General features: G+C 45.6%; 21 protein-coding genes. 11 read left to right on the top strand and 10 right to left on the bottom strand.

From position 1 onward, the window contains the following. Positions 1–5: 5 nt before the first annotated feature. The gene (locus NYE45_RS22285) at positions 6–1334 is read left to right on the top strand and encodes an McrC family protein (protein ID WP_340014044.1); all 1329 of its coding nucleotides are present in this window, start codon (positions 6–8) and stop codon (positions 1332–1334) included. 333 nt (positions 1335–1667) lie between these two features. Here the strand turns inward: NYE45_RS22285 and NYE45_RS22280 are convergent, their stop codons facing one another. After that, a complete protein-coding gene (locus NYE45_RS22280) occupies positions 1668–2273 on the bottom strand; it encodes a DedA family protein (protein WP_211082661.1) in 606 nt (201 codons plus the stop codon). A gap of 401 nt (positions 2274–2674) precedes the next feature. Here NYE45_RS22280 and NYE45_RS22275 point away from each other — a divergent pair, with 401 nt between their 5' ends. The 5 genes from NYE45_RS22275 to NYE45_RS22255 all read left to right on the top strand — a co-directional run bounded on the left by NYE45_RS22275 (position 2675) and on the right by NYE45_RS22255 (position 9017). Next, positions 2675–2977, top strand: coding sequence for an AbrB/MazE/SpoVT family DNA-binding domain-containing protein (locus NYE45_RS22275; protein ID WP_051449997.1), 303 nt, complete (start codon positions 2675–2677; stop codon positions 2975–2977). Further along, entirely contained in the window at positions 2974–3309 is a 336-nt protein-coding gene (locus NYE45_RS22270) for a type II toxin-antitoxin system PemK/MazF family toxin (protein WP_017687002.1), read from the top strand. The genes NYE45_RS22275 and NYE45_RS22270 overlap by 4 nt, the downstream gene beginning before the upstream one ends. A gap of 237 nt (positions 3310–3546) precedes the next feature. Beyond that, on the top strand, positions 3547–6714 hold the full coding sequence (locus tag NYE45_RS22265; RefSeq protein WP_340014043.1) for a GNAT family N-acetyltransferase: 3168 nt from the start codon (positions 3547–3549) through the stop codon (positions 6712–6714). Continuing rightward, positions 6701–7579 (top strand): TatD family hydrolase, encoded by an 879-nt coding sequence (locus tag NYE45_RS22260; RefSeq protein WP_340014042.1) that lies wholly within the window; start codon positions 6701–6703, stop codon positions 7577–7579. Before NYE45_RS22265 ends, NYE45_RS22260 begins: the two co-directional genes overlap by 14 nt. Before the next feature lie 274 nt (positions 7580–7853). After that, positions 7854–9017 (top strand): iron-containing alcohol dehydrogenase, encoded by a 1164-nt coding sequence (locus NYE45_RS22255; protein ID WP_340014041.1) that lies wholly within the window; start codon positions 7854–7856, stop codon positions 9015–9017. 154 nt (positions 9018–9171) lie between these two features. Here the strand turns inward: NYE45_RS22255 and NYE45_RS22250 are convergent, their stop codons facing one another. Both NYE45_RS22250 and NYE45_RS22245 read right to left on the bottom strand, forming a co-directional pair. After that, on the bottom strand, positions 9172–9597 hold the full coding sequence (locus NYE45_RS22250) for a hypothetical protein (protein WP_340014040.1): 426 nt from the start codon (positions 9595–9597) through the stop codon (positions 9172–9174). A 25-nt stretch (positions 9598–9622) separates the two neighbouring features. Further along, complete coding sequence (locus tag NYE45_RS22245) at positions 9623–10027, bottom strand: hypothetical protein (RefSeq protein ID WP_340014039.1); 405 nt, start codon at positions 10025–10027, stop codon at positions 9623–9625. Positions 10028–10296: 269 nt separating this feature from the next. Here NYE45_RS22245 and NYE45_RS22240 point away from each other — a divergent pair, with 269 nt between their 5' ends. After that, the gene (locus NYE45_RS22240) at positions 10297–12357 is read left to right on the top strand and encodes a methyl-accepting chemotaxis protein (RefSeq protein ID WP_340014038.1); all 2061 of its coding nucleotides are present in this window, start codon (positions 10297–10299) and stop codon (positions 12355–12357) included. 97 nt (positions 12358–12454) lie between these two features. Here the strand turns inward: NYE45_RS22240 and NYE45_RS22235 are convergent, their stop codons facing one another. The 6 genes from NYE45_RS22235 to NYE45_RS22210 form a co-directional block, all read right to left on the bottom strand. Beyond that, entirely contained in the window at positions 12455–12841 is a 387-nt protein-coding gene (locus NYE45_RS22235; protein ID WP_076332825.1) for a Rid family hydrolase, read from the bottom strand. A 19-nt stretch (positions 12842–12860) separates the two neighbouring features. Then, complete coding sequence (locus NYE45_RS22230) at positions 12861–14237, bottom strand: amidase (protein ID WP_340014036.1); 1377 nt, start codon at positions 14235–14237, stop codon at positions 12861–12863. A gap of 193 nt (positions 14238–14430) precedes the next feature. Further along, positions 14431–15459 (bottom strand): ABC transporter substrate-binding protein, encoded by a 1029-nt coding sequence (locus NYE45_RS22225; protein WP_340014035.1) that lies wholly within the window; start codon positions 15457–15459, stop codon positions 14431–14433. Between the two features lie 34 nt (positions 15460–15493). Continuing rightward, positions 15494–16360 (bottom strand): ABC transporter permease, encoded by an 867-nt coding sequence (locus NYE45_RS22220; protein ID WP_340014034.1) that lies wholly within the window; start codon positions 16358–16360, stop codon positions 15494–15496. After that, positions 16360–17136 (bottom strand): ABC transporter ATP-binding protein, encoded by a 777-nt coding sequence (locus NYE45_RS22215; protein ID WP_340014032.1) that lies wholly within the window; start codon positions 17134–17136, stop codon positions 16360–16362. The genes NYE45_RS22220 and NYE45_RS22215 overlap by 1 nt, the downstream gene beginning before the upstream one ends. Before the next feature lie 229 nt (positions 17137–17365). Next, positions 17366–19045, bottom strand: a complete 1680-nt coding sequence (locus NYE45_RS22210) for a PucR family transcriptional regulator ligand-binding domain-containing protein (protein ID WP_340014031.1) — start codon at positions 19043–19045, stop codon at positions 17366–17368. A gap of 254 nt (positions 19046–19299) precedes the next feature. On the opposite strand from NYE45_RS22210, the gene NYE45_RS22205 reads away from it, so the two are divergent. The 4 genes from NYE45_RS22205 to NYE45_RS22190 all read left to right on the top strand — a co-directional run bounded on the left by NYE45_RS22205 (position 19300) and on the right by NYE45_RS22190 (position 21458). Beyond that, the gene (locus tag NYE45_RS22205; RefSeq protein ID WP_340014030.1) at positions 19300–19548 is read left to right on the top strand and encodes a hypothetical protein; all 249 of its coding nucleotides are present in this window, start codon (positions 19300–19302) and stop codon (positions 19546–19548) included. Between the two features lie 51 nt (positions 19549–19599). Further along, positions 19600–19938: a hypothetical protein gene (locus NYE45_RS22200; RefSeq protein ID WP_340014029.1), complete on the top strand. Its 339-nt coding sequence runs from the start codon at positions 19600–19602 to the stop codon at positions 19936–19938. 221 nt (positions 19939–20159) lie between these two features. Next, on the top strand, positions 20160–20825 hold the full coding sequence (locus NYE45_RS22195; protein WP_340014027.1) for a cyanophycinase: 666 nt from the start codon (positions 20160–20162) through the stop codon (positions 20823–20825). A 207-nt stretch (positions 20826–21032) separates the two neighbouring features. Beyond that, complete coding sequence (locus tag NYE45_RS22190) at positions 21033–21458, top strand: hypothetical protein (protein WP_340014026.1); 426 nt, start codon at positions 21033–21035, stop codon at positions 21456–21458. Positions 21459–21609: 151 nt separating this feature from the next. Here NYE45_RS22190 and NYE45_RS22185 read toward each other — a convergent pair whose 3' ends face one another. After that, the gene (locus NYE45_RS22185; RefSeq protein ID WP_124115825.1) at positions 21610–21972 is read right to left on the bottom strand and encodes an iron-sulfur cluster biosynthesis family protein; all 363 of its coding nucleotides are present in this window, start codon (positions 21970–21972) and stop codon (positions 21610–21612) included. Positions 21973–22199: the final 227 nt, after the last annotated feature.

The raw sequence follows: 22199 nt of genomic DNA, 5'->3' as shown, positions 1-22199 counted from the left end.
TGAAGATGAAAAAAAGACTACGTAACAACAACGCCAAATTTACCAAAGTTTCGATGAAAGAATATGGTTTCTTGTGCAAGAATACCAAGGGGATTTCTCTTGGTTACCAATGTCTAGAAGAGTCGACTTTTGATCGATTGGAGCAATTCATTCTGGAAAATAGAGGGGATAAAGGGGTGGCGGAACCCCTAGAATTTATGACGTTATCCAGCAAGAGGGGGATCGGAAAAGTTATTAGTGCCAAGAATTATGTGGGAGTAGTCGCTATGAAGGATGGTACCCAAATTGAAATACTACCGAAATTATATTCTCGGAATGACGAAAGCTCCGAAGCACAAACGAAAAGTGTCTTCATCCAAATGCTTCGGTCCATCAAGGGTATTCCTTATAAACAATTCAGCACTACAAGCCTTCAAGCGGAGAAAAACAATCTATTGGATGTTTTCATCCGCATGTTTATAGAAGAAACAAGAACACTAGTTAAACGCGGATTGAAATTGGATTACCAGGAGCGTATGGGTAACGAGTCGTTCTATAAGGGGAAGCTGCAAGTTTCCCAGCATATTAAGTATAACGCTTCTCACAGAGAACGCTTCTACATCGCATATGACGAGTATAGTCTCAATAGACCTGAGAATCGACTGATTAAGATCACGATAGAGTTCTTGCTGCGGTTTAGTAGGAGTACAGCAAATCAGAAGGACTTATACTCGTTACTGGCAGTGTTCGATAACATCGAGATATCAGCTCAACTAGAACAGGATTGGGCTCGTATTTCAACGGATCGATCCATGAAGGATTATCAGACGATTCTTGAGTGGTGTCGCTTATTTCTGTCAGGCCAAAGTTTCACACCATTTAAAGGGGAAGATTTAGCTTGTGCCCTTCTTTTTCCAATGGAGAAGGTTTTTGAACGATATGTGGCTGAAATTATAAAGAAGATGATAGTGCACCCTTACGTGCAGATTAAGACACAGGATCGAACCCACCGTTTGTACGATAGTCCGAAGAGATTTCAACTAAAACCGGACATTGTTGTTCGAGGTCCATCTGGAGTTGTAGTATTGGATACGAAGTGGAAGCTGCTTTCTACAACCCCTGATTACGGCATTTCACAATCAGATATGTATCAAGCATATGTTTACAGCAAAAAGTATAATGCTAATAAGGTTTATTTGCTTTATCCTTGGACTCCTCAGCTTTCAATGATAAAACAACCTATCATTTATGATAGTGGGGATGGTGTGGAAGTAAATATTGCCTTTTTGGATTTGAGCCTTGGAAAATCATGTGTCGATGTGCTGTGTATTGAAATACAAAATACTGTTATTTAGTAATGATTGAAATTATGTAATATTACAGGATATATTTATAATTAACCAAATCAAGTAAGGAAAATGAAGCATTGCTGAATAAAGTTCATTTGGTAATTGATAAGCAGCATTAGCGTTGGGGTTAGTTTAATGATTTTGTTCTCCATTGATTGTATGAGTTTGCTTCAAATGAATTATTTGTATTTATTATTTCCCCTTATGTTTTTTGTTGTCACTTAAACAAAAGCCCCGCTGATCCTCACGATCGGCGGGGTTTAACATGTATTCTCACCAGTCAGTCAATGAGTAACAAGCACCTCTGACTTCCCATCTCTTTTCCTTACTTCACCAAGCCTATGACTTGTTCAAAGCCGTTCTTCTTTTCCAACGTTTCAAAAGCACGTACAATCCAAAAGCACCTAAGAAAACCACCGCTGCCGGAACGATATAAGGTTTAACAATCTCATCCACATGCTCCCATTGAGAGCCTAATTTGAAGCCTAAGTAGATGTACAATGAGGTGATCGGAAGCATGGCCAAGAATGTAAAGATACTGAATTTAAACACATTCATCTTCGCCATTCCACATGGGATGGAGATCACGGTCCGAATGCCGGGTACAAAACGTCCATAGAAAGCTACCCCGCTGCCATATTTCTCGAAGAACTTATCGGAAGCGTCCAGATGGTGGGGGCGAATCAAGAAATACTTGCCGAATTTTTCGACCATCGGTCTGCCGCCATATCGTCCCAGAGCATACAACGTCAGAGGTCCAAACGTTCCACCTACGGTACCAGCGAGTATAGCCAGCCAAAGTTTCATATCCCCAAGATACACCCAATATCCCGCCATGGGCAGTACGAGTTCAGCAGGTACGAATTCAAACGACAAGGCAATGACCAGACCTGCGTATGACAAATCTTTAAAAAAGAGTATAAATTGCGTGATCCATTCTGTCATGCTTTCCCTCCATGAATCTATCTTTTTTTATATTTAAAAGAAACACTCCTGTACAAAGAGTAACAATAGCGAATAGAGCTTGTCAAAGTTCACATGGATGTCCATTTCAGGGCACACTGCGGCAATATGTTTACCCATACATAAGGGTTGAATGGATTCATTGACACTTCATACATAAGTGGATACCAGGCAATGATATAATCATCTAAAAACGCTTCCAATTATAGTGTGATAAAACTATCACTAGCTTCTTCACCATCCTGTACATAAAGAGAAGGAGATCAGAACATGACCGAAACTTCGATTATCGACCAGATCCATATTATGGTTGAATACAATGTATCCTTTTATTGTTTCATGTATATCATATGGATATACAACTGTAGGGAGGTGAGGTATAATTGGAGCATCAATCAAACGAAAGGCGTGGGATTGCCATGACTACAGCCACACTTAGCAAATGGGGAAATAGCAGTGCAATTCGCATTCCTAACCAATTGCTTAAGCGTCTTAATCTGGAAGAAGGCTCGGAAATCGAGATCTTGGTGACAGAAGATAATGAATTGTTGTTGCGTCCAAAAACCAAGCCTGTAGAGTCCAATGAGGAACTACGTAACCATCTAAAGACTTTGCTCTCTAAAGTGAAACGGGATACAAGACATGAAGAAATAGACTTTGGTACTGAAGGGAACGAGTTACTTTGATTATTCCCAAACGAGGCGATCTGATATGGCTTGACTTTGATCCTCAAGCGGGTCATGAGCAAGCCGGGAGACGACCGGCTATTGTTCTATCGGAACTTGAATTCAATGAAATAACGGGTTTTGCCGTTGTATGTCCCATAACGAGTCAAGCCAAGGATTATCCTTTTGAAGTTACACTACCAGAAGAGCTGCCATTTTCAGGTGTTGTTTTAACGGATCAGTTGAAGAGTCTTGATGTGCGGCAACGACGTATCCAAATTGCGGGGCATGCCGAACCAACCTCTGAATTTATGAAATCAGTTCTACGCAATGTCCGTTCTATATTGGCATAATTGAAAATTAGTAGCTGATCATATTCCTAAATCCACGTCTAACTAAAAGACATGGATTTTTCTTTCATGCCTAAATAGATTCGTCCATCCTTGACGCTTCTAACAAGAGCTTCCGAAAGGCACATATAAGTTGGAAAGAAAGATTTTTAATTCTCTGAAAATGCTTCCAAATATAGTATGATAAGACTATCACTAGCTTCTTCACCATCCTGTACATAAAGAGAAGGAGATCAGAACATGACCGTAACTTCGATTATCGAACAAATCCATATTATTGAATACAATCCCTCTTACGCTGCCGCACTCGCGGATATGTGGAACCGCAGTAATGAAAGCTGGGGAGGTGGCACCAACCTTAGAACAGAGGAAACGGTTCGCCGCGAGATGGAGAGTTCGTCCAATCTTTATGCGTTTCTAGCCGTTCATGAGAAAGAGGTTGTTGGCTTCTGCAGTTTTGCTCATTACCGCTATGACGAGAGAGCGCTATATGTACCGCTGCTTAACGTACGCCCCGATTATCACGGGTATAAGGTCGGACGGAACCTGATCCTGAATGCTGTGCGCAAGACCGTTGAGGCCGGATGGCCCCGCCTGGATCTGTTCACGTGGGCAGGCAATACAAAGGCTGTACCGATGTACAAGAAATGTGGATTCTTCTGGGAGAAAAAAGATGATAATGTGCATCTGATGAATTTCATCCCCACCATTTTGCAGACCGAAGCACTCGCTCCTTATTTCGAGGAGTTGGATTGGTATGCAGACAGCACGCGTGAACTCGTGATCGAGCCGGATGGTCGACGGGAGCGTGGTTTTGATTTCTTTGACTACACGTGGAAAAAGGGAGATGTCTCCCTGCGGGCTGAATTTGAAAAGTCGGGTCGTGGGCTGACTGCCCTCGAAACACCGGATTACGAAATCTCAACAGAGGTCGATGATCATGATCTGGTATTCGGTTCCAGTTACAAGGTTCGCTATCGCATGAAGAACACTTCTAAGTCCGAACTGGCGGTCGAGATCAAGGGTGAGGATAACAAAAATATTCGATTTGCGCTGGACGTCGCACGAGCAGTGGCTCCGGGAGAAACCATCATCGTGGAAGGTGAGTTTCACCTTGATCCGATTACAGAGGAACAGAATAACAATAAGACCCATCCCGTTGTTGCCAGCACATGGTTGATCGGTGGTAAGAAAGCGGAGTTCAGGTTAGGTATTGCACCGAAATTTCCGGCCAAGATCAAGACCGTTTTGCCCGTGAAAGAGCTCTATCCAGGCATCCCGGCGGAGTTAATTCTCAATGCGGAAAATAATGTGGATGCCGAAACGGAGTTCAGCCTGAACCTGCCTGAGGATGAATTCCTTGAATGGGCGGAGCGTTCGATACGCTTTACGGTGCCTGCCAAAGGCAAAATGTCTGTGCCAGTACCCTTCACCTTGCGTTCATATGGTCTATATTTCCAAGAAGTAGAAGTGACGGCTGTCCCAGTGGGGAACCATGCGATCTCTTTTACAAGCAAAATTTCTGTCCTGATGAAGGGAATCGAAGGCAAATATGGCGGGCAGATAGAGGATCAATGGGTGGCCGTCAATGGCGCATTCTCGCTCCATATGAACAAGCATGATAATGTCATGTGGATTGAATATCCCGGTTCCCGTCATTCATTCTGGTGGACTTATCCGAAGCTGGGTAAGCCGTTTGCCGAAGAGTTATCCAAGAAACAAGCAAAAGAAGTGAATATCTATCCCGAAGGTGAACGTCAGGTTCTTGAAGCACGGTATGACTCGGAGGATTTCCCTGGCTTGCAGATCAAGTCCGTGGTCAAGCTGTCTGCGAATGGAGTCGCCGAATTCCACCACGAGGTTGAGAATACACGAGACAGCGCTTGGGAAGAAGACCTGTTTCTAATGAACAACTTCGGGTTCTATGGTAACAGGTTGATCCTTCCTTATCAGGGGCGCTTCGTGGACATGGGCGATGATTATGCGGGTGATCCGAACCATTGGAATAGCTCACAGATTACGGAGAACTGGCTGTTCTGCAAAGAAGAGTATGGTGCCAGCGGCATATATTGGGACCCTTCTCTGAAGTTGCTTCGCCCGGAATACACGCTGGGGTTGCAGCATGAGCTTGGCCGTATTGCCGCAGGAGCCGTTGTGCGGACCAAAGCAACTGTATATGCTTTGAACACGTTTGCCAAATGGCATGATTTCCGTGCGTTTGCACGGAAGCAGCGTAACCCTGTCATTCCGTTGCTGGACAGTCATCTGGATCTGACACTGAGTGAGGGGAATCCATTTGCCCCGGACGTGCTACAAGCAACGTTGACTGAACATAAACTGGTTCCACTTGCGGGCAAGCTGGAGCTGTATGTACAGCGGGATGGCGAACCGGAGGTTATGGCAAATGTGAAGGAATTCAATTCGGAGCAGAACCTAAACTCCGCCAAGCTGACATTTTCACCAGACGAAGCGGACCGCCACCAGCACGTAAGTGGTTGGAAAGTTCGTGGGCTATACCGGGGCGAAGATCGGATTCAGGAGCGAACGGCCCTGTGGTTCCCGCAGAGTGGAACAGAGGTTAAGCAGAAGATTGAAGAAGGTTCATCTGGACCACTGTACACCGTAGATAATGGAGTATTGTCAATCGCCGTTGCTCCTGAATTCGGGAGTGTAGTACACTCTCTGAAAGTTGCAGGAGAAGAATGGCTGGACAGCTCGTACCCTGAACCGGCTCCACGCTCGTGGTGGAATCCGTGGTACGGTGGACTTGGTGTGGGAGTTCCAGGCATGAATGGTTTCAGCCGCCAGCTGGAACAGAGAGCCGCTTCCTGGACAGAGCACAAGGATCAATACGGCAACGTCTGGAAGGGTATAAAGCTGACCACCCGGATTGAGAAGCATGAAGCGAATCGGGGAATCACGATCCATCAGCATTATCTGATGCTGCCCGGTGTTCCTGTGCTCTGCACGCTGCTTGAAGTGACAAACGAAAGCGGCCTGACGCTGACGAATTACTCGCTTGCGGAGGAACGATTCCTCCAGCCTTCATCTGTCTTTGCGGAAGGTTGGATCGAGCAACCGGGTAAAGATCGATTCCCGCTAGGCAAGGTGGATGTGGGCTTGCCACTTGAAGACCTTTTGCGAGTCGGATCGGTTTCGCGTGAGAACATGCTGCATGCGGTCCATCGTTACCCGAATCAGAGTGCATGGGGGTTTGCCAATAATCAGGTGACGGGTCTGAACGTGAATCATCATCTGACAATCCAGCACGGGGAAACAGTCTGGACGGAGCCGACATATCTTGTCCTGGGGCCAATCCCGCTAAGTTCAGCGGATGTGCATGACCTTCTCAAACTTAATTTTGCAACTTCTACCGATGAAAAGGAGGCTTCACATGCCGATCATTGATATTCACATTCATCTGTCGGACATCGACAGCTTTCACCGAACAGCAATCGATCTATCCAAAGTGGATTACTCAGCCGCAGGTCTTAAAGCGGAGTTTGATAAAAACGACGTCATTCTGGGCATTGGAATGGGGGTTACGGAGCAGACGAAGGGAGCGTTCCCGGATTCCAGTTCCCCTAACCCGATGGGACTTGACCTAGAAGAGAAAGTTCCGTCATTCCTCATGGAATGTGTGGGGATCAATCCCAATGCGCTAAATGGTGAAAACGCTCAGGACGAGCTTGACTCTATTGAAGCAAGACTGCAATCCCCTGAAGTAGCCGGAATCAAACTCTATGCCGGATACTATCATCACTATGTGTATGACAAAATCTATACCCCGGTCTATGAACTCGCAGCCAAGTACAACCTGCCTGTCGTGATTCATACGGGTGACACGTACTCCATGAATGGATTGCTCAAATATTCGCATCCGTTGACGGTGGATGAATTAGCCTTTCAACAGCGCGGTGTGAACTTCATGATCTGTCATCTGGGTGATCCCTGGGTGATGGATGCAGCTGAAGTGGTGGCGAAGAATCCTAACGTGTACGCGGATTTGTCTGGTCTTGTGGTGGGGGATCGGCCTCATTTTGAACGATTCATGAACGAGCCTCTGTTCATGGATCATTTCCGCCGGGCCTTGGTCTATTCGGATCATTACGAGAAAATGTTGTTTGGCACCGACTGGCCGCTTGCGCCCATCGATCTGTATGCCGAATTTGTCCGCCGACTTGTACCGGAGCAGCATCATGATAAGGTATTCTACGAGAATGCCTTTGGGCTGTTTCCACGTATTGAACAGCGGATTGCCGATCTGGGTTAGAATCTAGGTACTAAATTCTTAATATCTGAGGGGACGTATAGCATGCCTGTCATGGAAGCATGAATCATGCGATGTTTATGTTGAATTCCTATGAAATAAGCTCCTGCCACTTTGTTGGCAGGAGCTTATTTTGTTCAAAAAAAAACATTGTTTAGCCATGACAGACTTCATACTCATCTGTTATCTCCTTCTTGCCTGTATTTGTTTTTACGAATAAAGAGAACTATAATGATGGATGCACAAAATTTCAGACTTCTTTGGAGGAACATACGTTATGAGATCTTTTCAGTTTTACAATCCGACCCGGCTGATTTTTGGCAAAGGGCAACTTCAAGCACTACAAACCGAAGTTCCAAAATACGGAAAGCGTATTTTACTTGTATATGGTGGTGGAAGCATCAAACGTAGCGGGCTGTACGATCAGGTAATCAGCCAGTTGAATGAAATCGGAGCAGAGGTGACGGAACTGGCTGGTGTAGAACCGAACCCTCGTCTGTCTACGGTTCATAAGGGCGTAGAACTATGCAGAACACATAACATTGATCTGGTTCTTGCGGTTGGCGGCGGCAGTGTACTTGACTGCGGGAAAGCCATTGCAGTAGGAGCCAAATACGATGGAGACATGTGGGATGTTGTTGTGCGCGAAGCAACCCCGGAAGGCGGACTTCCACTGGGTACAATTCTAACGATGGCAGCGACAGGCTCCGAGATGAACAACGGTTCAGTAATAACCAATCAGGATACGCAGGAGAAATGGGCATGGTTCAGCGAGTATTCTTTCCCGGCGTTCTCCATTCTTGATCCAGAGTACACATACACCGTACCACTGGATCAGACTGTATACGGCATGGTGGACATGATGTCTCATGTGTTTGAACATTATTTCCATCTGGATACGAATACACCGGTCCAGCTTGGATTCTGTGAGACGATTCTTCGTACCGTCATCGATACAGCTCCTCGCCTGATCAAAGATCCGGAAAACTATGAACTGCGCGAAACCATTCTCTACTGTGGAACAATGGCGCTTAACGATGTCCTGAATATGGGTCTTGCCGGGGACTGGGCATCTCACAATATTGAACATGCCGTGTCGGCCGTCTATGACATTCCTCATGGGGGTGGCCTTGCCATTCTGTTCCCGCACTGGATGAAGCACAATCTGGATGTGGATGTAGATCGATTCAAACGTATGGCCGTTAATGTATTTGATATCAATCCTGCTGGAAAGTCGGATAAACAAGTCGCTGAAGAAGGCATTGAAGCATTGCGCCATTTCTGGAATTCAATTGGTGCCCCTAGCCGTCTGGCTGACTATGACATCGACGACAGTCAGATTGATGCGATGGCTGATAAAGCAATGCGATTCGGTCCGTTCGGATTCTTCAAAAAATTGCAGCGTGAAGATGTAGTACAAATCTATCAAGCTGCACTGTAATTGTAAATTTCACATTCACTTTTTATAGTGAGACACATTAAACAAGGACCTTCCTGTATTACTTAGGAACGTCCTTGTTTTTTATTATGACATCATATCCTGTACGCTCAACCGTTTTTTCTGGACTTCAATGTCATTTGATCCCCTTTTCAAATTAATCCTTCGGTTCGATCACTGCCTCATTAACACGGGTGTCCTTTCGTTTCAGATACAACTTGCTTGGACGGTGCAAGAGCACGATGAGCAGGGCGAAGAGATGAACCAGGGTGAACAGGTTACTCTCATTCGGAATGGCAACGAATAGGGCCAGACTCAGAAACGTCACCGTGAGCTTGAACTTTCTCTTGGTGATGAATATAACGGCGAGCAGGCTGGGACCGATGATAAACAACATTCTGGCTATAATTACGCCAGAGGCGTAAGCCAGATCATTTCCTTTGTATGAGAAGGCGAGATAGGCCTCCATGTTCTGGTTGAAGTCAATGAGGAACGCGATAAAGGACACAATCACGTAGATCAGTTTTACACTCAACAAAATGCGCACGACATTTAATAGCGTGGGTAATGCTGTCTTTACCATACCACTTCTCCTATTCTCTTCGAACCTATAACCTCAGATTGTTCTGGTTGTATTCTTCCCGAGAGCTTTCCTGCTTCAGATACACCTTGCTGGGCTTGTGGAGCAACAGGGTAAGCAACATAAAGATGTGTAGCAAGACGAGAAAATTCTGAAAGAACACAACGCCAAAAAATAAGGCCAGGCTCATAAATGTAATTGTTAGCTTATAACTTCGTCTGGAGATAAATACGATGGTCAGAATCGGGGGAACCAGAACCAAGAGGACTCGGAGCCCGATACTTGCAAAATAGGCGATCTGATCAGATAGCGGAAACGCGGAGTAATCCGCACTATTACGGAATAGATCTGCAATAAGGAATGCCATGGAAATCCCAATGAAGATGGATTGTACCCCTAACAGGGCACGGATGACATTTAATAAAGTGGGCATTTTCGTATTCAATAAGTCGTCCCTCTTCCTGCACGATATGTATTTCATACATTATACGATGTTGATGTCATATTTTGTATTAACCCAAAGTCTACATTTTCCAATCGTCAACAGCGGCCTTGGACCTACAATTATCCACTTCCAAAGGATAAGAAAAATATTTTTGTAAGCGTTTTAGTGCTGGATGATTATTTAATAACGACCGATATAAAGTTAACCCATATTATATTTAGACCCAACAAGAATGAGGATGGATGGTGAATGTATTCATGTTATTTGCAAAGGCGAGGCAACGCTTGACCAACATGTCTTTTCGGTTCAAATTACCATTGATGATCGGTCAACTGGTATGCGTCGTACTGGCCGTGACGGCAGTGCTATGTTACAAAGTGGCAGAGGACATTACATTGGACAAAAGCAGAGATGAGATTCAGTCGACCTCTGACCGGATTGGTGCAGGACTATTTACCTCACTCAGTCTGGAAGAGCAGTCTACGTTTCTGATCACAACACATCGGACATTCCAAGATTTGCTGGAGATTCGGAATGCAGCAGAGGGCGAAGATAACGAAGCATTTTTCGAGGAAAACAGTGAACTTGTTAATAAAGCCAATGGGATATTGGCAGATAGTTTAGCTGGCATGGAGGGCAACAGTGTTCTGATTCTAGTGGATCGCAAGGGAACCGTGGTTGCAGCGAACGACCCGGAGTCACTTGGAGGTGAAAGGGCAGACCGTGCCTATTTCCAGGAAGCCATCAAGGGACGTAACGTCATTAGCGAAGGCATCATTTCCAAGACGTTGGGCACATTGGGTACGGTGTTTGCATCTCCAATCTACAATGAGGACAAGCAAGTGGAAGGGGTACTTGTCTCTACCGCTTCTACATCATTCTTCGTGAATCAGTTGCAGAACGTCAAGATTAACGAAGAGGGTAAAGTCATTATTTTGGACCGAATCGGAACGGTCATGTATCATTCGGCAGACGAGAGTCTGGCAGGAAAACCGCTGGAATCGGGGGAGTACCAGTCTCTGATCGATCTGGCTCCAAGTGATACATTGCAACAGGGCGAAGTGAGTACGGACGAGAAAGTGGTATTCTACTCGAAGATTCCGCGTTCCGACTGGACCGTGATCGTCGAGGATACATATACGGATGTACGGAAGCCGCTGGTAGGTATGGCGAAGCAAATGTACATTGTTTTGTTCAGTGCCATTGCTGTGTCTATCATCGCAGGTATCCTGATCTCGCAGCTGGTGACCAGACCGATTAGCCGAATAACGCTGTTGTTCAAACAGTTGGCCGGAGGAGATCTGACTGTGCAGGCAGAAGGCAAGTATACCGGTGAATTCAAAGAACTGGCAGACAGCTTCAACACGATGGCCGAGGGGAACAAACAACTAATCTCCAGCATGAACCGTTCCATCGGGGTCCTGAATACAAGCACGACCGAGCTGGACCAGTCTGCACAGCAGACGTCGGCTTCGATAACCGATACAACAGCGACAGCCCTTGAGATTTCACGGGCGATGGAATCACAGGCGAACGACACGGAATCCATCGTGGATAAATTCATGAATGTTGGGAACAAGATTGAGAACGTGAATGAGATGTCACAGTCCGTTATGCTTAAGGCAGATGAGATCACGGACGCATTTAAAAATAATCATGAGGTCATCGATGCTCTTATTGCGGTAAATGGACAGAATGAGGCGGAAGTGAGCAACATCTCACAGATTACGGTTCAACTTGCTGAGAGTTCTTCCGGTATTCATCAGATTACGGGCACGATTGCCGAGATTGCGAATCAGACCAAGTTGCTGGCATTGAATGCTTCCATCGAGGCGGCGAGAGCTGGCGATCAGGGGCGTGGCTTCGCAGTCGTTGCTTCCGAGATCCGCAAGCTGGCTGAGCAGACAACGGCGCAATCAGAGGATATCAATCGTATTGTGATGCAGACCATAGCACATGTGGAGCAGAATAACCGCAGTGTACATGCCATTGAGGCGATTGCGGAGCAGCATAAGAGCAGTGTAAGCCAGACCAAGGAAACCTTTAATTTTGTCACCCAAAATATGCAGGATATGATGAATCAGGTACAGGCGATCGCTTCCGAGATCGAGTCCATTGAGCGAGATAAGGATGATGTGCTTGGAGCTGCACAGAATCTGTCGGCTTCAGGAGAAGAGGTCTCGGCATCCATTGAGGAAGTTACGGCAACGATGCAAGAGCAATCGGGCATGACTGGGCATCTGGCAGAGCTGGTGCAGACCATTAATGGACTCACCAAACAACTTGCAGAAGAATCATCCCGCTTCAAAACAAAATAGGAACACCAAAGAAACCCGTCTCTCAAATGAGAATCGGGTTTCTCGACAAAGTGAGCACCTGTACCCATCTTAAGGGTACAGGTGCTTTTGTGATGCACTACTCTCCCCGAACGGATGGTGCATAAGCCAACACTTCCATCTCAATTAAATAAGGGCCTAACCCGCTGAATACGGTAATACGGGCAGGATATGGCTGTTTAATCATTCGCGCATATACTTCATTGTATTCGGACTGATCCTCCACACGGGCGAGATGGGTGGTTGCCTTCACGATATGATCGAGTGTAAGTCCGGCTTCTTGCAGGATCACCTCAATATTGCGAATGCACTGCTCAGTCTGCTCCTTAATGCCGCCGATGGGCTCAAGCGTCTGTGGATCGACACCTACTTGACCTGCGACGTAGACCAAATCTCCTGCGCGGACGGCATGAGAGAAAGGAAGCGGGAACTTGGGTGCTGCACTTGCATGTATGATGGTAGACATCGTAGCTGTCATTCCTTTCCTAATGAGTGTGTATGATTGGTGTTAGCTGATGCCAGTTCGTAGCCTGCTGATAATGATGGGCGATGGACAACAAGCGGTCTTCCCTCATGAGTGGACCAGCAAGCTGCATGCCGATAGGTAATTGCTTCCCTGAGGTGGTATCGAACCCGATGGGTACGGTGATGGACGGTAGACCCGTATTGGTGAACGGTCCGTTGAAAATCGGGCTTCCCGTTTTGTAGCCATATGGGGCCACATATGGTGTCGATGGAGTCAATAACACATCCACTTCATCGAAAAGCATCATCATTTCGCTCCGGAATATCGTTCGGATTCGCTGTGCTTGCAAATAGTCAACAGCACTCGTCTGGTAGCCGAGTTCAAGCTGTTCTCGCATTGTATGTCCGTAACGATCAGACGCTTCTGCAAAGCGTTCCTGGTGGAAGGCGGCAGCTTCTGCCCGCATAACCGTACGATGAGCAGCAATGGTCTCTTCCATATAAGAAGGCAGGTCAACTTTCTTCCATTGCATGCCCAGCTTCTCAAGCACAGCGATTGCCGATTCTACGGCTAACAAGATCGCCGGTTCATCAGTCTGGAAGAAACTGCTCGGTAGCCCGACCATCATTCCTGATATAGGATGCTCAAGAGCATTTGTTAAGTCTGGCTTGCCATAAGGAAGCGTGAAGGAGTCCAGCTCATCTTGCCCGGCCATCGCTTCAAGAACGATTGCGTTATCTTGGGCCGATCGAGTGAAGGCGCCAATATGATCCAGGCTCCAGCTGGCTGTGATGACACCGTTACGGCTAACCCTGCCGTAAGTGGGTTTCATACAGGTTAATCCGTTGTAAGCTGCGGGTCTAAGCAGAGATCCGAAAGTCTGTGTTCCGAGTGTGAAGGAGGCCATGCCGGCCGCTACTGCAGCGGCGGAACCTGAACTGGAACCGCCCGGCGTATGTTCTAGATTCCACGGGTTGCGGGTAGGTGGTTCTCCTCCTTGGAAGGCATATTCCGTCGTTGTTGTCTTACCGAGCAGGATAGCACCTGCAGCCTGAAGCTTATTAATCACAGTAGCATTCGTTCCGGGTACGAAGTCTGGAAAGGTACTTGATCCGGCCGAGGTGCGTATGCCAGCGGTATGGATAATGTCTTTGGCTCCATATGGAATACCGTGCAGAGGACCGAGATATTCGCCATTCATCAGCTTGCGCTCAGACTCTCTTGCGGCCTGCAAAGCCTGTTCGGCGCTGACCGTAACGAAGGCTTGCACAGCAGGCTCTACTTTTTCAATGCGATTCAAATAGGATTTCGTAAGCTCGACAGGAGATATGGTCTTGTTTTTAATCAGTTTTGCGGCTTCGGCAATCGTCAGCTCGTTCAGTAGTTTCGTAATCATCGCAGAGGCACCCTCCTATGCGGGGGATTGGGTCCAACTTCTTCTGGCAACTTGAAGCTTCTAATTAGCTCCAAGTCGGCTGTAAATACGGCAAGCTCCTCGCTCGTAATAACTCCGTCCGCATATTTGGCACTTTCTGTAAGGCGGTGTGTGAGATAGTCGTCCTGGTTCAGAGTAATCACCCTTTCTCTCTCTAGTTGGTGAAGCTTGAATCGATAATCTCCTCGTAAGCGAGGTCCTCCTTCAAATTGCCGATGAAGCGCTGCATGTCGATTGCGGTCTCGAATGCTGATTCATTGATGAGTCCCTCCGCAGGATATACCTTGCTGTCAATCATGCGTTGTACCGCTTGCTCCACGACGTTCTTGTCCAGATTCGGGAATTCCTTCACGGCAACTGCTTTTGCGCCTTCAGGATTCGATTGAATGTAGTCCAGCGCTTGCTCAATAGAGGTGACAAAGCGCTGGGTGAGATCAGGATTCTTTTCAATGAAGCTTGCGGTTGTATTCATCGTTGCAAAGGCAAAGTCAGGGTAATCCTTGGTGAAATCATGGACAATATGCAGTCCTTCTGCAATGCCTTGATCCAGCTGCGGTTCGTAAACGATAGCAATGTCGGCTTTGCCGGCTAATACAGCACCAAGCTCGGAGCCATTCTGAACTTCGGTGATCGTCACATCTTTGTCGATATCGATGTTATTGTCAGCGAACAGCTTCCGCAGTAAGCTGTTTGAGCTTGTAGGTGCCAAGCCGACAACGATGGTTTTACCTTTGAAATCCGCTGTTGAATTCACAGTTACTCCTTCTCGCGCAACCGCCCATACTGGAGCACTACCCGATAAAAGGGCCAGTGAGCGAGCATCTCCGCCCTTCGCATTAGCGAATGCGACATGCTCAGGACCGTGGAAAGAGAACGCAGACTCGCCTGAGATCACCGAAGACAATGCCGTTGGTCCGCTTCCGGCAGCGCGAATGGAGGTTAGCTCAATGCGATTCTCCTCTAGGAATCCTTGGTTATTCGCTACATATAGCGGAAGGTAGAGCAGGTTGTGATACACCTCGGACACCATAATTTTGTCCACCTGCGTATTTGCTTGCCCCCCGCTATTAGATGCACCTGCGCCACTCGCAGGTGTTGTGGCATTGCTGCCGCATGCACTGAGCAGTGTAGTCAATATAACCGTCATCGTTGCTAGAAAAGCTATCTTTTTGAATGTACGCATTAGTCATCAGTCCCCTTTAATCGTTGTAGGTCAGCTATACAGATGTGGATTTGCTGCTGGTCTTGTTGTCATTCCATGGAAGGAGACGGGATTCGATATAACCGACACAGGTGTAGAGGAGCATGGCGACCAGCATAAGCATGAACACGCCAACCCATACGGCCGGAAGGTTGAACAGGTTGCCTTCGACGAACACCATATGTCCGAGTCCTTTGTCAGAAGAGATGAATTCTCCACCTACGACAGACACCAATGCCAAACCGATATTGATCCGGAAGGCTGAGATGATCCATGGCAGAGAAGAAGGAACGATAATTTTGCGGAAAATTTGTGATTTCTTTGCACCGAAGGATTTCATCAGATTAATCTGGGATTCGTCGATCTGATGAGTCGCTTGGTAAGCGGATAACAGCGCTACGATAAACGTTGCCACGGAGGCCAGAGCAATCTTGGAGAAGATGCCTGAACCGAACCAGATGATAATCATCGGAGCGAGGGCAATCTTCGGGATGCCATTCATAGCTACAATGAATGGATCGAGCACACGGGCAACGGACTTGGAATACCACATGAGCAGTCCTGCCAATGAGCCGATTAAGCTTCCGGCTACGAAGCCGATAACGGTGGCATTCACCGTTGCGAACGCGTCTGTAAGCAGTTGTCCTGAGCTAGCCATGGTGATGGCGGCATCGAGAATGGCGCTTGGCGATCCCATGAGGAATCCGTTAACCAGTTTCAAGCGAACGGCGGATTCCCAGATCACCAGGATGACCGCAACAATAATGAACCGCCATAGCATCGTTACCAGCCATTCTTTGGAAAAGGTGGACTGTCTGCGTTTGTTCTTCGCAACTCCAGCAGGCTTTCCGGCAAGGGTAATTTCAGGTGATGTGCTCTTCATTAGCTGATCCTCCCCATTTGGATATCAAGCTCTGACCAGATCGATTCAAAATACTGCTTGAACTTCTGGTCGGAGCGGGCTTTCAGTGCTGAGCCATATTGCGAGGCGAGGCCAATATCGTAGATCTGTTTCACGGTTGTTGGCCTTTTGCTCATAACGGCAATGCGGTCGGAGATGGCGATGGCTTCCTCAATGTCATGTGTGATAAGCACGCCTGTCTTGCCCTCGGATTTCAGGATGGACAAGATTTCATCTTCCAGAATGAGTCTGGTCTGATAATCAAGTGCGGAGAAGGGTTCGTCCAGTAATATAATATCGGGCTGAGTAACGAGGGTGCGTATGAGGGCTACACGTTGGCGCATACCGCCTGATAGGGTGGAGGGATAGGCTCCTGCGAATGAAGCCAGGCCATAACGGTCCAGATAATCCATGGCAATGTCGCCACGATCTTTTTTGGACATGCCCTTCACTTCCAATCCTAGCGTGACATTGTCCAGGATGCTTCTCCAAGGAAGCAACAGATCCTTCTGCATCATATAGCCGACATGCCCGGTGGTCTGATCGATCTCTTCGCCACAGACGATAACCTTGCCATTCGTTGGCTTGAGCAGACCCGCGATAATATTGAAGATCGTACTCTTGCCACAGCCGCTCGGTCCCACGATACTGAAGAACTCCTGCTTCTTGATTTGCATCGAAACCTCAGCCAGGACCTGAATATCTTCTCCGGTTGCGCTGACAAATGATTTGGATACGCCTTGTATCTGTATAGCCATGATAGGTAGCCCCTTTCCTACAGCCTGATGGTGTTCATTCCTTGATGTGAATTGATGTTAATTAACATGACATTCGTGAATATATTCCTAATCATATAGACTGTTTGCATAATTGTCATTAGTTACTCTGAACATAAAAATAGAATTAAATCAGTTAAAATGCACAAATGAGTTCGGACTGGGAAAAGAAAATAAAAGAACGTGTCATTATACATGACACGTTCTCGGTTTAAGACGTATGATTAGCTTCGCTAGGGGCTGGATTAACATTCAGAAGGGACTCAAGTGCGAAGGCAAGTCGGAAGCGCAGGCTCTCCATCGGGTCCTTGATGTTCCTGCCGGTTAGTTTCTCGCATTTCTCCAACCTATAGATCACTGTATTACGATGTACGAACAGCTCTTTGGCTGTATCGACGATCTGGCAATGATTCTCATAGAAGGAGGACAAGGTTTTCATAAGCTCGTTGCGCTCGTTTGGATCTCGGTCGTTGAAGGGCTTAAAGGTTTCTTGATGGAATTGCAGCATCTCATCGTAAGGAATCATGCGCAGCAGACGGCTTATATCCATAGTTTGATAGGAGTGAGCGAAGCGTGTCTTTCGCATCTGATAGCCGGATTGGAGGGCCTTGACTGCTTCTTTATAGGAGAGTCCAATATCCAATACATTGGTGTAGGGATTACCTATTCCGAAGGATAGGCTGAGCTGCGACTCCGAATACAGATTGTTCGCCATCCGCTCAAGCTGCTGAACAACGGTGTGTTCGTCCCAAGACGATTCGGCCAAAAAGACGAGTATGCCGAACTGGTCGTTCTTCGTGAACATGACAAAGGAGAGATCCAATCTGGCGAATTCCTGTTTAATCAACTCGTAATTAGCGTCTCGTTCCGAGATGAACCGCTCTTCCCCGGAGGAAGTAGAGTTCTGCTTAGGTATGCCCGCTAAGGATTCATCCTTTTTGGCGATGATCAGAACGGAACTTCCTTTTGCTTGCAGCCCATATTTCTTGCCGCGGTGCAGCGCTTCTTGTTCCGAACGAATGAAGCCTTGAATGAGATCGGAGAAGTATTCATTTTTGTACCGGCGGGAACGCTCCTTGACCGCTTGTTTCTTGGTTAACTCCAGACCGATCACATTGACCGCTTGCTCCAGTGCCAGAGTGGAGAGCTTAGAGGTTGTGGAACTGTCGTATAGTGCGATCAAATAGCCTTCGTGACGATCCGTGAAGATGGGATGAAGCTCGGCATGTCTATATTTATCAGCAGTAAGCAGGCAGATCGAGATTGCAGTATGGATGGAAGGGTGCTCATCTATAAATGTCAGCAAGGGCGCGGCGAAAGACTGGTGATCCATCTGTCGTGCATAATGGGAGCTTGCCGTGATCTGCTTCTTCGAACCAAGCAGAAGTACAGGTGAAGATAGCAATTGAGACAACGTATCTACGATGGAGGGGATGCCTTTTCCCTGCATAACCATCGTGGAAAATTGCTTGTGAATAGACAAGGCATAATGTAGCTCATGGGTTTTGTTCTGAAGGATGGCACTGATCGAATGTTGAAATATCTCACCGAGTGTATTGTCTATCTCAGACAGTTCGATGATCGGGAAGCCTAGCCTGTTGGCTGTTTCAAGCAGTTGCGGAGCTAATTCAAGAGAGAAACGCTGAGTCTTGACAGCAAGCGCTGCACAACCAATGGCATGCATGTCTGTAATGAATGCAAGATGAGCATCGGGGCGGTCTTTCAGGATATAACCGTTCGTCAGCAGCATATCTCCCGGCTTCAGGAATTGTACAATATCTGGTGCGTCCATAATATTAATCGATTGCACCAAGCGATCAAGGCCACGATGCCCGGCAATAACCTTTGCTTTGGATAGAATGGGGATAGTCAATAACTGTTGCAGATCCATCTTCAACCCACCGCTTTCATATTGATATGTTATAAAATCTAACATTAAGTGGGTTGGGCGTAAAGAAGAGTTTGGATAAAGCGGCTAAAAGATAGATGTAAACACATTTCTCATAAATATAAAAACTTTCCAATAATTCAATGCGTTATACTAAGTAGATCTAAAGAAAATTTGATCACTATTACCAACGCTATCACTAAAAAGGAGTTCTCAATCCATGAAACGAAAAGGATTAGTATCGCTTTTACTTGCCAGTGTTGTTGCTGGTTCTATTATGGTATGAAATTGTGGAGAGCAAACAAATCAACAAGGATGAAGTTCAACTTTATGTAGTTCAAAAGTATGCAGGACAAGGCTACGAACAGTCACCACCACTCCCGTATAAAATTTTCAAAAGCGAAAATGGATGGAAGGTTTTAGTAGAGCCACTAGAAATCAATACATTAACAGGCGAAGTTACTAAAGGTACACCGATTCACGCTTTGCAGTATACAGATCAGTAGTTGTTTTATGAATGCACACACATTATAGAAACGATTGAGGAGTGACCTCCAATGAAAAAATTCTTTATCAGTACGGCATTAATAATGACTGTTTCGGCAGTGACTGCTTTAAGTATTTATGCGAGTAATTATTATGATGATGCTAAAGCGGATAACCCAAACTATCCGGATTTTGGTCCTGCAGTACAATTATCAGAAGAGGAAATGAATAGAACTCTAGAAAATGTCAGTGGTATAACGACTTCTTTTGGAACATTTAATAGGGTAACCGAGAAAGACCCCTTCATTTCCGAGGAGGAAACGGTTGATAACTTAGATCATTTAACTGCTGATACCAAACAGATTTTTTCTCACGGTAATTACTTTGTAAAAAGCGATTCCCAGGAATAAATTTATCAAAAAAAGGAAGCAGTCGTCATTTGTTAATAGCCGATCAACCTGATCGGCTGCTTTTGTTCAGCTGACGGACAGATAAAGTGGTAACATAGTACTTGTAATTTTATTCTATATTATGTAAGTATAAGGGGTTATTTATAAAGTGTACAACGGTTTTTAAACGTAATGACTGAAGAATGGAAGTATATAAAGAATACATATGGAGGTAATTAAGTTTGAGTACTCACTACTATTTCAGTTGGTTTAATCATTATTTTCCAGAGAAGCTGGTCCATTATTTACAGGAGGATATACAAGACAGAAAATCGCTTGTTATGATTAGCGCTGACCCATCCGGTTATACAGATGAGCAAGTTAACTTTGATGATATTTCTGAATGGACATGGTTGAATCAGGCTAACATTATTTTTGATGAATATCATTTCATTGATTACCGCACGCAGAAGGAAGATGCCCAGCGATCCATTCAGAACGCTTCTGTAATTTTTTTATGTGGTGGATATCCTGCTCTGCAGAACGATTTTATGGTGGATTATGAATTATCGGATGCGATTAAGAACAGCAATGCCGTTATCATGGGCGCTAGCGCAGGTGCATTAAACATGGCTTCAAAATGGTTAAGCTCGAATAACACTGATGAAGTTGAAACAAGTACTATTTATGATGGTATAGGCTTTGATCATTTTGCCTACGAATCCCATTCTCAACGCGACTACGCCACGTTTGTTCAAGGCTACCTATTTCCCTTGTCAGAAGAGATTGATGTTTATGCGTCAGAACAGGAGAGCGCTATACGTGTAAAGGATGGCAAAATAGAAATAATGGGTCCTATATATTTAATTTCCCATTCAAAGATTCAGAAATTGGTTGAGACGCTCTAATTAAAAGGGGGGGCTGTAAACTAACATAAATAAATAAATAAATAAAACCCTTTTTGATGTATAAAATTAAGGCTTTCAGCGAATCATCTCAGGTCTCCTTTCTATGCTCAGCGATAGTTCAGGGAAATTAAATTAATGAACAAATTGAGCAACCCTCTTTATGTATCATTCGTTAGAGTAGGAGAGAGGTGATATGAAATTAATAAAATGAGTAATAGCATCTTAATGTTGGTATTAGTGGTATCCATGATAATAGCTGGGTGTTCATCAACCGAAAAAAATGAAGATACGGTTACTGAACGTGTAATAGCATCTGATTTTGTTCTCGAAGTAACAACACCAACTGTTTTAGATACTGGTGAGGCAATGAAAGTAAAAGGAACTCTAAAATATACAGGTAGTAAATCCGTTGAAGTTTTCCATGGAAAACCTATAATTCGTTTCTCCTTCTCCGGTAGTGACGAAGAGCGTAATTATGCGGATGTGGGATATGTAACTGAGTTTAAATCAGGTCAAGTGGTTGAGGTTGAAGATGAATTTATGGTAACCAAGAAAGGGAAACAAAATCTCTTTGTAGATATGACCGCAGATGTCTCTATAACCATGAATCCGATTGGAATTCTTGTGAAGTAATCTTAGTGAAATTGAACTGACAGCAAACGTTAGCTAACATGAAATGTTTACGAACATAATGCCTAATGAACTCATTAAAATTGATAAAAAACCTCCCGTCCCGCAGAAAACGTGGGATTGGGAGGTTTTGATTATAGTGCAAATTAAACGTTTATCGTACAAACCATCCAGTGGGTTGTGGGGCTACGTCTGCGGTATCTCGTAGATCATGGACTTTAACATTACTGCCATAGATCATGGAATCACTACTTAGTCGAAACGAAGGGAAACTGTGCTCGGATTGCAGACGCAGGCAGGGTTCGAAGTATATCTGCTGCTGTTTGTTGATTACAAAGGGAAGCGAACCGGCTTCTACGGTAACATCATCGCTATCCGGCTCGTTCAAGATCAGAAGTACCGCAATTCCGTCACAACCGCATCCATCGGTATCATAAAACAATTTGAAATAGCCTGGTCGATCTCCCAGCTTTTCAGTAAGTCTTGCTTCTGCCAGCGGACTGACTTGAATGATCATGACGTCGTTCACACTCCTCTAATCCCAATGAATTCGCTTACAATTTAATATATGGACCATAAACGCAGATTAGAAGGGGAAATAAAGAAAAGCAAACATGTCCTGTGAAAATAATGACGCTAATGAGTAATGCATCGAACAATTCACGTATGAATGTCAAATCCGGAACTTCTATTGGTCCAGTGTGAAATCATTCGCCCGTCACTGAAACCCATTTCATCACCATT

The sequence above is a fragment of the Paenibacillus sp. FSL K6-1318 genome, assembly GCF_037976905.1.
In the GTDB taxonomy this organism is placed as follows: Bacteria; Bacillota; Bacilli; order Paenibacillales; family Paenibacillaceae; genus Paenibacillus; species Paenibacillus amylolyticus_A.
This window is presented reverse-complemented; position numbering and strand designations above follow the sequence as displayed.

Bases quoted from the DNA above. Each gene is read 5' to 3' on its own strand.
- NYE45_RS22245 (WP_340014039.1), bottom strand. From the start codon at position 10,027: ATGCCCACTTTATTAAATGTCATCCGTGCCCTGTTAGGGGTACAATCC.
- NYE45_RS22250 (WP_340014040.1), bottom strand. From the start codon at position 9,597: ATGGTAAAGACAGCATTACCCACGCTATTAAATGTCGTGCGCATTTTG.
- NYE45_RS22260 (WP_340014042.1), top strand. From the start codon at position 6,701: ATGCCGATCATTGATATTCACATTCATCTGTCGGACATCGACAGCTTT.
- NYE45_RS22215 (WP_340014032.1), bottom strand. From the start codon at position 17,136: ATGGCTATACAGATACAAGGCGTATCCAAATCATTTGTCAGCGCAACC.
- NYE45_RS22225 (WP_340014035.1), bottom strand. From the start codon at position 15,459: ATGCGTACATTCAAAAAGATAGCTTTTCTAGCAACGATGACGGTTATA.
- NYE45_RS22200 (WP_340014029.1), top strand. From the start codon at position 19,600: ATGAAAAAATTCTTTATCAGTACGGCATTAATAATGACTGTTTCGGCA.
- NYE45_RS22185 (WP_124115825.1), bottom strand. From the start codon at position 21,972: ATGATCATTCAAGTCAGTCCGCTGGCAGAAGCAAGACTTACTGAAAAG.
- NYE45_RS22220 (WP_340014034.1), bottom strand. From the start codon at position 16,360: ATGAAGAGCACATCACCTGAAATTACCCTTGCCGGAAAGCCTGCTGGA.
- NYE45_RS22210 (WP_340014031.1), bottom strand. From the start codon at position 19,045: ATGGATCTGCAACAGTTATTGACTATCCCCATTCTATCCAAAGCAAAG.
- NYE45_RS22235 (WP_076332825.1), bottom strand. From the start codon at position 12,841: ATGTCTACCATCATACATGCAAGTGCAGCACCCAAGTTCCCGCTTCCT.
- NYE45_RS22230 (WP_340014036.1), bottom strand. From the start codon at position 14,237: ATGATTACGAAACTACTGAACGAGCTGACGATTGCCGAAGCCGCAAAA.
- NYE45_RS22280 (WP_211082661.1), bottom strand. From the start codon at position 2,273: ATGACAGAATGGATCACGCAATTTATACTCTTTTTTAAAGATTTGTCA.
- NYE45_RS22240 (WP_340014038.1), top strand. From the start codon at position 10,297: ATGTTATTTGCAAAGGCGAGGCAACGCTTGACCAACATGTCTTTTCGG.
- NYE45_RS22190 (WP_340014026.1), top strand. From the start codon at position 21,033: ATGAGTAATAGCATCTTAATGTTGGTATTAGTGGTATCCATGATAATA.
- NYE45_RS22255 (WP_340014041.1), top strand. From the start codon at position 7,854: ATGAGATCTTTTCAGTTTTACAATCCGACCCGGCTGATTTTTGGCAAA.
- NYE45_RS22285 (WP_340014044.1), top strand. From the start codon at position 6: ATGAAAAAAAGACTACGTAACAACAACGCCAAATTTACCAAAGTTTCG.
- NYE45_RS22265 (WP_340014043.1), top strand. From the start codon at position 3,547: ATGACCGTAACTTCGATTATCGAACAAATCCATATTATTGAATACAAT.